This window comes from Mycobacteriales bacterium, assembly GCA_035550055.1.
GTDB lineage: Bacteria > Actinomycetota > Actinomycetes > JAFAQI01 > JAFAQI01 > DASZTV01.
The window spans coordinates 1-10,446 of sequence record DASZRO010000077.1; the positions used below are offsets into that span (position 1 = coordinate 1).

The following is a 10,446-nucleotide window of genomic DNA, read 5'->3' on the forward strand; positions in this document are numbered from 1 at the left end:
GCGCCGACCAGCTTCACGATGTCGAGGAAGTTGTCCTCCCAGAACGGGCTGATGTAGATGCAGCGCTTGAACGCCTCGATCGGGTTCTCCGGGAACTCCTGCGGCATCTTCTTGTAGACGCTGGAGAGGTTCTCGAACAGGTGCGGAACCCACGCGGCGCCGTTCTCGATCGACAGGATCCGCAGGTCCGGGTTGCGGGTCAGGGCGCCGTGGCAGACCAGCGCCATCATCGCGTCCTCGATCGGGCGGTGGCCCATCGCCGCCATGCGGAAGGCGGTCGGCCGGAATGGCAGGAACTCCCGCGCCGGCTCCCAGGCGTTGAGCAGCTCGGCGTACCCGGAGTCGGAAGCGTGCATCGACACCGGGATGCCGGCCTTCACGCACTCGGCCCAGAACGGGTCGAACTCCGGCAGGCCGAACGAGCGGCTGCCCTGGTAGCTCGGGACCGGCGCCGGGCGGACCAGCACCGTCTTGGCGCCGCGCTCGAGGCACCAGTGCAGCTCCTCGATCGCCCGGTCGACGTTGGGCAGCGTGATCACCGGGGTCGAGAAGATCCGGCCCTCGTAGTCGAACTGCCACTGCTCGTACATCCACTCGTTGAGGGCGTGGATGACGTCGATCGTCAGATCCGGGTCATCCTTCATCCGCTCCTCGACCAGGCTGGCCAGCGTCGGGAACATCAGGCTGTAGTTCAGGCCGAGCTCGTCCATCACCTCGAGGCGCGCGGCGGGCTCGCGGAAGGCCGGGATCGCCTTCATCGGCTCACCCATGACCTCGCGGAACGACTTCCCCTCCGGGTTGCCGTGGCGGTAGTAGTCCTCCTGGGCGCCGGGGCGCGCGACGACGTCGAACGTCGGGTTCGGGATGTAGTCGCTGATCTGGCCGCGTACGACGATCTTGGTGCGCCCCCGCACGTCGATGTAGTCGATCGCGTTCTTGGCGTGGTCCGGCAGGAACTTCGTGAGCGCCTCACGCGGCTCGTAGAAGTGGTTGTCCGCGTCGAAGACCGGATAGCTGAGCTCGCGAGACGGCACGGGAACTCCCTCGTCAGGGCGCTGCTGAGAGCTGCAAGAGTGGCGGTCGCCACTTATGAGAACGACGTTACCACCCCGCGGAGAGCCTCCGCTACGGTTCCTGGGTGCCCTTCGACCTCGCCAATCTGATCGCCCGCCTCGACCTCCGCGAGACCGCTCCGGGGACCTATGACGGGGACAACCTCGACCTGGACTACCGGCGCGTCTTCGGCGGTCAGATCCTGGCGCAGACGATCTTCGCGCTGCGTCGCCACGCGGATGGCAAGTCGCTGAAGTCGCTGTGGCAGCAGTTCCCGCGCGAGGGTGACGTGGCGTTGCCGATGACCTACGACGTGGCCGTTCACCAGTCCGGCCGGACCTTCGCCACGCTCGGCGTACAGGCCTCTCAGGAAGGCAAGGTGGTCAGCGTCGCGGCCGCCTCGCTGCACGTGCCGGAGGATGGCCTGTCGCACCCGGCGTCGCCGCCCTCCGTGGCAGCACCGGAGGACGGCAAGACGACGGTGATCGACATGATCCCGTGGGAGATCTCGGTGATCACCGACGCCGACCTCAGCTCGCCCGACGTACGCCCGCCGCACTACCAGTGGTGGCAGCGGACGCCTGCCCTGTCCTCGCTCGGTGCCGACGACAGCGACTGGACCCACCAGGCGCTGCTCGCGCACTCGACGGACCTCACTGTGATCGGCACCGCGCTGCTGCCGGTCGAAGGCTTGTCGCAGGCCGACACGGGGACCAAGTTCCACTCGGCGGTCACATCGCACACGATGTGGTTCCACCAGCCGTTCCGCATGGACGAGTGGCTGCTGGTCGACCAGCACTCGCCGGTCCTTGCGGGCTCGCGCGCCTTCGGCCGTGGCGACGTCTGGACCCGAGACGGCCGCCTGGTGGCAAGCTTCGCCCAGGAGTCCATGATCCGCCCCCTCCCCCAGTAACGCTCCGTCACGTGGGCCATCCCCCCAGCAACGCTGCGTTGCTGGGGTGAATCCCCCGGTGACGCTACGTTGCTGGGCGATTGCCACGGCTAAGGAGCGTTACTGGGGTGGGGGGAGGGGTTTGGCGCCGTCGGCTTCGAGGATGGCCTCCATCTGGCCGAGGTCTTCGAGCTGCTCGACGGCCATCGATCGCGCCGCGCTGCGGACCACGCCCAGCTTCGCGTGCTCCTCGGCGTACCGGCACATCTCGAGCCCGCCCTCGTGGTGGCGGATCATCAACTGCAGGAACAGTACGTCGAAACGCTTCCCCCTCAGCGTCGCCAACGTCGCGAGCTGGCCGGGCGTCGCCATGCCGGGCATCGCTTCGGCACCGGAGCCCGCCATCACCATCGCCTGACCCTGTGGCAGCCAGGCCATCGGGGTGGGATCGACAGCGGGCCGGTTCCACAGCCGCAGCCAGCCGCGCATCATGCCGACCTCCTGCGACTGGTCCACCAGGATCGCGTTTGCGAGCGATGCGACAGCGGCACTGCCCCGCCGTTGCGCGAGATTGGCCATCAGCACGGCCTGCTCGTGGTGCACGGCCATGTCCTGGCTGAAGCCGACGTCGACGGCGTCGGGCGTCGCCGCGGTCGAGTGGTGGTTGGACAGCCGCCCGACACCGACCGCAACGACCACCAGCAGCGCGATTTCGAGGTACGCCGCCAGTCGCTTCACCTCGGCCAGGCCGCCGCTGACAGTCGCAGTACGTAGAACCCCGAAACCGCGTCCGTGTAGTAGATCTCGCGGCGAGCGGGGTCGAACGCGGGCTGCGACAGCGCGAGATCGCCCGGCGTGAGGTTGAGCCCAGCGCCCGCCTTCGGCGGCGAGACGTAATAGGCAACCTCGCGCGGGTGCGCCGGGTCGCTGATGTTGAACACGCGCAGCCCGGAGTTGATCGCCGAGCACGCCACGATCTGCGGGTTCACCATCGTTGGTACGGCGCAGTAGTGCATCGCGTACCCGAACTCCTGCGCCGGCAGCTCGGAAGGATCTCCGTCAGCCTTGATGTGATCGCTGCGCATCTGCACCGCGAGCCGCAGGTTCGACGTGATCGTCGGACGACGCGGGTTGCCGATGTCGATGATCCGCGCGGCGCCGGGCGCATCGTCGACCGTGACCGGGTTGAACCGGAACGCGAACTCGTCGAACTCGAGCAAATAGTGGTGTCCGTGGCTGGTGAACGGCACCGTGTTCTGCGGGATGGACACCGGATCCCAGGTGATCCGGCTGATGTCGTGAACCTTGGGGTGCGGCACGCGGTCCTGGATCTGGCTGACGTCGATGATCCCGAGGTTGCCGTTGATCGGATCGGTCTGGTACAGCGTCTTGCCGTCGGCGGAGAGGTTGAGGCCGTGCGAGTAGTACGCGCCGCGCCAGATGACGCGCGGCTTGCGCGGGTCGGTGAGGTCGATCGCGGTGATGTACCCGGAGCCGCCCGCGGCGTAGAACGTGCGGCCGTCGGGACTGAACCCGCTCTCGTGTCCGGTCGCCACGGGGAGCTGAGCCAGCAGCTGCGGGTGCCGGCAGTCATGGCGTACGTCGTAGACCGAGAAGGTGCCCGGCAGCGTGAGCCCATTGCCGACCTCCGCAGCGAGCAGGCCTCGCTTCGCGTTGAGGTTGAGCGACTCGTGCGGTGCGAGCATCGCCAGGGACGTCAACGTCGCGGTGTGGACCGGATGCGCGGGACGCGTGACGTCGAGCACCTCGACACCCAGCGACGGGCCGCCGCCGACACTGACGATGTTCGCGGGCGTGACGAACGACGTGTCGTAGTACGCGCAGACGTGTCCGGCGGGGTCGGTGTAGCGCCAGACCCGGAATCCCCCGGGCGTCGGGTAGTGCGCGACTTCGGTGAGGTTGCAGGTCCAGCCGTGCACGGCGGCCGGCGAGTTGACGTCGGATCTCGTGACGCGGCCCTGCATCCCGGCCAGGGGATGCCCGCTCGTGCAGTCCGCTCTCGGGACCGCCCGCAGCTTCGGCGCGGGTACGACGACCGGCGTGTCCATCGGCGCGAGGTCGGCACCGGTCAGCGCGAGCATCGCCTCGAGGTCGTTCGTCGGCAACGTCGGCCCGGCAATCGCCTCCGCCCGCTTGCCGCCGTGGGTGAGCGGGACGACCAACACGGTTGCGGCGGCGGCGACCAGCGCCGTACGCCGAGCGAGCCGATGAAGCTTCACGCCCGGCTCCCGCTACTTCTTGCCGGCGATTTCCTTCTTCATCGCCTCGAGGTCGACCAGCACCGGGTAGCCGCACTCGGTCATCGCGTGCCCGTGACCGAGCGTGTGCACGTCGAAGACCGCCTGCACGGCGTTGGTGAAGCCCTGGATGTCCAGCGTCTGGTTGACCGCACGCTTGGCCATCCGCAGCGCCCACGGATGCTTGCTCGCGATCTCGAGCGCGAGCTCACGAGTGGCGGTCTGCAGGTCGTCGAGAGGTACGACGCGGTTGACCATGCCGACCGCCTTCGCCTCCTCGGCGTTGATCGCGCGGCCGGTGAACAGGATCTCCTTGGCGAGGCGCGCGCCGAGCTCCCAGGTGTGCCCGTGGTACTCCACGCCGCCGATGCCCATCGCGACGACCGGGTCGGAGAACTTCGCGTTGTCCGCGGCGACGATCAGGTCACACGGCCAGGCGAGCAGCAGTCCACCGGCAATGCACACGCCCTGCACGGCGGCGATCGACGGCTTCGGCACGTTGCGCCAGTGCAGCGAGTAACCGACGTACTGGCGGGTCTCGATCTTGTAGATGTCCTGGACGGTCCACTTCCTCGCGGCTTCGGAGTCACCGCCGCGCATGTCGTGGCCGGAGGAGAAGTGCTTGCCGTTCGCGTTGAGGATGATGACCTTCACGTCGTCGTCGTTCTCCGCCATCGTCCAGCAGGCGTCGAGGCGGTGCAGCAGATCGGGGTTCTGCGCGTTGGCCGCCTCAGGCCGGTTGAGGGTGAGCGTCGCGATGCCGTCGGCAACGTCGTACAGGACCAGGTCGTCGCTCACGGTGGGTCTCCTCTGGATCAGATGGGTACGGCGGGAAATCTAGTAGGGGCGGGGCAGCCCGAGGACGTGCTGGGCGATGATGTTGCGCTGGATCTCGCTCGTGCCGGCGTAGATCGTCGTGCCCTTGGCGTTGCGTACGGCGTACTCGATCTCCCCGCCCTGCAACGTCGTCGGATCACCCCACGCCCGCAGGCCGTTGGGACCGACGAGCTCCAACGTGCGATCGGCCTGTGCTTCGAGGCGCTCGGTGCTGAACAGCTTCGCCATCGATCCGCGGCCGTGCGAGCTGAAGTCGTTCAGGCCGGCGGTCACCGCCCGGCGCTGAAGGAGCAGCGACACCTCGATCTCGGTGTGGGAGCGGCCGATCTGCTCGCGCACCGCGGGGTCGTCGACACGCGGCCGGCCGTCGTCGTCCTCGGCGTCGCGTGCCCAGGCCTCGAAGGCCTCCACCAACCGGATCTGCTCGCCGACGAAGGCCGCGGAGTGCTCGTGCATGAACGCGGCGGCCATGACGTTCCAGCCACCGTCGACGTCGCCGATCCGCCAAGCGTCCTCGACGTACACGTCCTTGTAGAACGTGATGTTGGTGCGCTCGCCGGACATGGTGCGGACTTCCTGCACCTCGACGCCGTCCTGCGCGAGCGGGACCAGAAACGTCGTCAGCCCGCGGTGCTTCGGCGCCTCGGGGTTCGTGCGGGCCAGCATGAAGACGTAGTCCGCGATGTGCGCGTTGGTCGTGAACATCTTCGAACCGTTGATTCGCCATCCGTCACCGGAGCGCTCGGCGCGGGTCTTGGCGGCGGCCGCGTCGGACCCGTTCTCGGGCTCGGTGAACCCGAGCGCGATCACGATCTCGCCCCGCAGCGCGCGCGGCACGATGATGTCGCGCTGTTCCTGCGTGCCCATCAGCGCGATCACGTGGGCGACCGTCATCGTGGTGCCGATGGCGTACCAGGGAGCGTTACGGCGTTGCAGCTCCTCGCGGTAGCCGACGAGGTCGCGCGAGTCGCGCCCGCCCCCACCAAGCTCCGGCGCCCAGTCGAGGGCCAGCAGGCCCTCCTCGGCCAGCGCCTTCGCGAACTCGGCGTCGTGATTGGTGCCCGTCACGTAGCAGCGCTCGAGCACCTCACGGGTGAGGTTCTTGTCGAGGAACGCGGCGGTCCGAGCTCGCAGCTCGTCGCTGTTCTGGCCCAGTCGGAAGTCCATCAGCCCGCCGCCAGCTGGAGGTCGCCGACCCGCCGGAAGCTCGCCTGCGGGCTTTCCAGGACCGCCGCCCAACTCCGCGCGCGACGGTAGTAGAGCTGGATCGGGTATTCGAGCATGAAGCCGTATCCGCCGTGGAAGTGCAGCGCGTAGTAGCTCGTGTCCCGCGCGGTCTCGGCGGCGAACCCGAGCGCCATGGCGGCAAGCTTGGGGAACCGCTGCGGCTCCTCGACCTGCGCCCACGCGGCCTGGTGGACCAGCAGCTCGCTGCCGTCGACCTCGCTGGCTCGGTCGGCGAGCGGGTGTGCGACGCCCTGGAACGAGCCGAGCGTGCGGTCGAACGCCTTGCGCTCGAGCACGTAGCCGACGCCGATCTCGAGCGCACGTGCTGCCAGCCCGGTCAGCGCGGCGGCGGTGAGTACCCGCCACTCGTCCAGCGCGACCTGGTACGCCGCGACGGCTGCGTCCCCGGAGGCGATGACGCGATCGGCGGCGGCGAGTGTCACGTCGGCGACCGGTTGGCAACCGAGAGTGGCGACCGCGCTGGCACGTCCCTCGGTCGGGACGAGGATCAGGTCGTCGCCGCGGCGGACCACGACCGCATCCGCGACGGCGCCGGCGGGCACCAGCTCCGCGCGGTCGTGTCGCGGCGCTCGTACCGCGAGACTGATCAGCCGGCCACTGTGCACCGCCTCGACGAGGTCAGCCGCTGCGTCGCCGAGACGGGCGAGCAATCGAGCGGTGACCTGCGCCTCGACGAGGGGGGCGGGGGCGACGTAGCGACCGTGCTGCTCGGCGACCAGCGCCAGGTCGAGCAGGGTCGCGCCGCCACCGCCGGCGGACTCGGGCAACGCCATCTCCACCGCACCGGTGTCGAGCAACCGTTGCCACAACTGTGGCGAATGACCCAGCGGCTCCGCCGCCCGGACCACCTCCGTCGGTGAGGCGTCGGCGTACAACGCCGCGAAGGCCTCGACGAGGTGCCGCTGCTCGCTGGTCGGGTTGACGTCCATCGCTACTCCGCGTCCCGTCGAGGCAGCGGGCCGCGCAAGTCGAGCTGACCGTCGCGCAGCTCGAGGACGACAAACGTCGTCGTCGCAGTAGCGCACCACTTGTCGTCCCGCCCGCCGTCGTACACCTCCACGCGTACGACGCACATCCGCTTGCCCTGCCGCAACACGGTGGCCTCGGCGCGTGCCGGCCCCACCGTCACGGCAGACATGAAGTGCAGGTTCATGTCGGAGGTCGCCGCACTGTAGCCGGGTGGCAGCGACGCGATGGCGGCACGGCCGGCGACGATGTCGACCAGCGTCGCGAGCAGACCACCTTGCAGCCCGCCGCGGCTGTTCGCCAGCTGTGGGCGCAGCGGGAGCTCCATCGCCAGGTCGCAGCCGTCTGCCGCCACGTCGTACATTCCGAGCTGGCCGAGGATGTGCTGCCGCGATCCCTCGCGGATCGGCTTGCTGCCGTTCTCCACTTCGAGCCAGAGCTCGCCGACCTCCGCCGGATCGACGCTGGGCTGCGTCATTCCGCCAGGCTCAACGCCTGTCTGCGTCATTCCGCCAGGCTCAACGCCTGTCGAGGACACCGGATCACCGCCTGCTCCATCGCGGGCCGGTCGGCCTCGGACACCTCGTAGCTGTGGATCGTCAGGTAGTCGTCGTCGTCGAGCTCGAAGCGCGCCGGGTCGATGGTGGTACAGACGCCGTGCGCCTCGCACAGCGTCGCGTCGTGAACGATCCTTGTCACCCTTGCTCCAGTTGTCGTTTCAGCGGCTGCGGCGCGAAGGCTTCTTCGACGTCGGTCCGCCGACCAGGCCGCCCAGACAGAACTGCCAGAGCTGCTCGGTGTCGATGGGGTCGCCGGTCGGCTCGGCGCCGAGGGCATGCATGTGAGCCGCGCCGACGATCGTCTGCATCATGATCGTGGCGAGGGTGTCGGCGTCGATGTCGGTACGGAAGACCCCCTCGTCGACACCGCGCTTGACCGAGTCGAGGATCAGCTCGCGCAGCGGGGCGAGGACCCGGGCGTACTCCGCCGGGCGGGACTCCGCCAGTTGCAGGTGAAACACCGACAGCGCGCGGTTGATGCCACCGCCGGCCGGGTTCGCGGCCCGCGCGTGCACCTGGTCGACGACGAAGTGCAGACCGTCGAGTACGTCAGGCGCTGACGCGATGCCCGTGCGCCACTCGGCCGCTGAGGTGGCGATGACCTCTTCGAAGAGTGCGAGCAGGAGCTCTTCCTTGCCCGAGAAGTGCTGGTAGAACGAGCGCAACGAGGTCTTGGAACGCTCGATCAGCTCCTGCACCGTGAAGTCGGTACGGCCGGTCTCGGTGAGGATTTCGATCGCGGCGTGGATGAACCGATCCGACCGCGACACCGCCTTGGCGCGGGCGTTGCGCAGCGAGCGCTCGATCGCGCGCTCCCGCCAGCTGACGTCAGGTGCGTCGGGCGCAACGGCAGACTCCGGCACAGCGCCCTCCATGACGAATGACGTTACCGCCTACGGGAGACGCGAGCCACAAAAATGGAGAATGCCACTTCCGCCCCACGCACTGCCGCCTTCACTTGTAGGCGAAGTGGTCCGCGGCGACGCTCGCACTCGTCCCGCCCACTGTCGTCACGGTCACGTTTACATAACCCGAGGTCGCGGCGTGGGGCGGAGAGACCGCGGTGAGCTTGGTCGCCGACACGTAGGTCACGGAGGTGGCCGCGTGCCCGCTCCCGAAGTCCACGCTGGCGCCCGCCGTGAAGCCGGTTCCAGTGATCGTCACCGCCGTACCCCCGGCGGTGCTCCCAGAAGCCGGCGAAACCTTGGTGACGGTCGGGACGGTCTTGCTGTAGGTGAAGTGGTCCGCCGTTACCACGGCTGATCGACCCGTTGGACCGGCCACCCGTACGTTCACCACGCCGGCTGCGTGAGCTGGCGAGGTCGCGGTCAGCGAGGTATCGGACTTCACCACGACGTTGGTCGCGTCGACCCCGCCGAACGTCACGTCGACCCCACCGGAGAACCCGGCGCCCGTAATCGTCACAGAAGTCCCGCCTGCCGTCGATCCCGACGCGGGGGCCACTTTGGTCACCTTCGGCGGAGTCGGCGGAGCTACGTAGGTGTACTTGTCCGCCGTGACCACCGACGACTGGCCAGCCGGGTCGGTCACGCGCACGTTGACCGTTCCTGCAGCGTGCACCGGTGAGTGCACCCAGATCGTCGAGTCGGACAGGACCTGGAACTCCGCGGCGACTCCGCCGAACGCGACCGCCGTCGCCCCTGTGAAGCCGGATCCTTCCAGCGTCACCAGATCGCCGCCCGCCGTGGATCCAGCCTCCGGGTACACCTCGGTCACCGCCGGCAGCGATGACGACTGTGCGCCCTGGTAGTTGAACAGGTCACCGTTCACTGCGGCCGACTGCCCCTTCGCCGTTGTCACCCGGACGTCCGCGGGCCCAGGGTCGTGGGCTGGCGCCACCGCATCGATCTCGGTGGCGGACAACACCGAGAAGCTCGCCGCAGCAACTCCGCCGAATGTCACTGCGGCCGCACCGCCGAGGTGTACGCCTTTGATCGTGACGGCCGTCCCGCCAGCCGTCGAGCCTGTCGAAGGCGTCACAGTGCCGACATCAGGGTGGTCCGGCGGGTTGTCGCCGACGACGTATTGGCCGTCGACCTGATTGAGTTGGTCGTCAGAGCAGCTGCCGTACGCATCTGTCTCGTCGACATTGACAAGACCCTCGTACGACGGGCTGCACACGATCGTTTCGACACACCCGTCATAGGCGGTGATGTAGCCGTCGGAGCTGTTCGTGTTGATTGTCATGTCCTGCGGGCAGACGCCCTCCCACTGGCCCGGTGCCTCGTTGACGAACAAGTCCTGGCCGGCGTGCATGTTTACCGTGAAGCTCGAGAACGACGTGACTTTGCAATAGACGTCGAAGCCGATGGTGTCGCCCGTCTCGTTGTAGCAGCCGGTGGGCATGGGCCCGATCGGCTCCTCGCCGTCATTCAAGATGTAGCAGGGAGTGGCGCTGCCGATCTTGGCGTCCGGATCACAGGCAGAGCCCGCGCCTGCGATGGTCGACAACACCGAGAGACCGCCCGGTCCGCCGTCGTACATGTCGAGCACCAGACTGCCGTTCTGCGCGGTCAGCGAATCCTCGTCGGCGGCGTGTGCAGTGACGGCGGGACCCGCGAGCGCCGACGCCGCGCACATCGTGACGACAGCGAGACGGCGATTCAGCCCG

At 68.4% G+C, this 10,446-nt stretch carries 11 protein-coding genes; 1 reads left to right on the top strand and 10 read right to left on the bottom strand.

Annotated elements, in window-relative coordinates:
- Positions 1-1,034: amidohydrolase family protein (locus VG899_11390; protein HWA66960.1), on the bottom strand; the 1,034-nt coding region annotated here is incomplete at its 3' end.
- Positions 1,035-1,138: 104 nt separating this feature from the next.
- On the opposite strand from VG899_11390, the gene VG899_11395 reads away from it, so the two are divergent.
- Entirely contained in the window at positions 1,139-1,966 is an 828-nt protein-coding gene (locus tag VG899_11395; protein ID HWA66961.1) for an acyl-CoA thioesterase domain-containing protein, read from the top strand.
- Between the two features lie 99 nt (positions 1,967-2,065).
- Here VG899_11395 and VG899_11400 read toward each other — a convergent pair whose 3' ends face one another.
- The 9 genes from VG899_11400 to VG899_11440 form a co-directional block, all read right to left on the bottom strand.
- Positions 2,066-2,683 (bottom strand): DUF305 domain-containing protein, encoded by a 618-nt coding sequence (locus tag VG899_11400; GenBank protein HWA66962.1) that lies wholly within the window; start codon positions 2,681-2,683, stop codon positions 2,066-2,068.
- A complete protein-coding gene (locus VG899_11405) occupies positions 2,680-4,185 on the bottom strand; it encodes a hypothetical protein (protein HWA66963.1) in 1,506 nt (501 codons plus the stop codon). The genes VG899_11400 and VG899_11405 overlap by 4 nt, the downstream gene beginning before the upstream one ends.
- Positions 4,186-4,197: 12 nt before the next feature.
- On the bottom strand, positions 4,198-5,001 hold the full coding sequence (locus VG899_11410; GenBank protein HWA66964.1) for an enoyl-CoA hydratase: 804 nt from the start codon (positions 4,999-5,001) through the stop codon (positions 4,198-4,200).
- Between the two features lie 39 nt (positions 5,002-5,040).
- Entirely contained in the window at positions 5,041-6,207 is a 1,167-nt protein-coding gene (locus VG899_11415; protein ID HWA66965.1) for an acyl-CoA dehydrogenase family protein, read from the bottom strand.
- Positions 6,207-7,217: an acyl-CoA dehydrogenase gene (locus tag VG899_11420; GenBank protein ID HWA66966.1), complete on the bottom strand. Its 1,011-nt coding sequence runs from the start codon at positions 7,215-7,217 to the stop codon at positions 6,207-6,209. The genes VG899_11415 and VG899_11420 overlap by 1 nt, the downstream gene beginning before the upstream one ends.
- A gap of 2 nt (positions 7,218-7,219) precedes the next feature.
- The gene (locus tag VG899_11425; GenBank protein HWA66967.1) at positions 7,220-7,732 is read right to left on the bottom strand and encodes a PaaI family thioesterase; all 513 of its coding nucleotides are present in this window, start codon (positions 7,730-7,732) and stop codon (positions 7,220-7,222) included.
- Positions 7,733-7,758: 26 nt separating this feature from the next.
- Positions 7,759-7,953, bottom strand: a complete 195-nt coding sequence (locus tag VG899_11430) for a ferredoxin (protein ID HWA66968.1) — start codon at positions 7,951-7,953, stop codon at positions 7,759-7,761.
- Positions 7,954-7,972: 19 nt separating this feature from the next.
- Entirely contained in the window at positions 7,973-8,689 is a 717-nt protein-coding gene (locus VG899_11435; protein ID HWA66969.1) for a TetR/AcrR family transcriptional regulator, read from the bottom strand.
- 79 nt (positions 8,690-8,768) lie between these two features.
- On the bottom strand, positions 8,769-10,446 hold a 1,678-nt coding region (locus VG899_11440; protein ID HWA66970.1), incomplete at its 5' end, for an IPT/TIG domain-containing protein.

What these genes read in the sequence shown, in the direction of transcription:
- VG899_11420 (HWA66966.1), bottom strand. Translation starts at nt 7,217, where the DNA reads ATGGACGTCAACCCGACCAGCGAGCAGCGGCACCTCGTCGAGGCCTTC.
- VG899_11435 (HWA66969.1), bottom strand. Translation starts at nt 8,689, where the DNA reads ATGGAGGGCGCTGTGCCGGAGTCTGCCGTTGCGCCCGACGCACCTGAC.
- VG899_11425 (HWA66967.1), bottom strand. Translation starts at nt 7,732, where the DNA reads ATGACGCAGCCCAGCGTCGATCCGGCGGAGGTCGGCGAGCTCTGGCTC.
- VG899_11415 (HWA66965.1), bottom strand. Translation starts at nt 6,207, where the DNA reads ATGGACTTCCGACTGGGCCAGAACAGCGACGAGCTGCGAGCTCGGACC.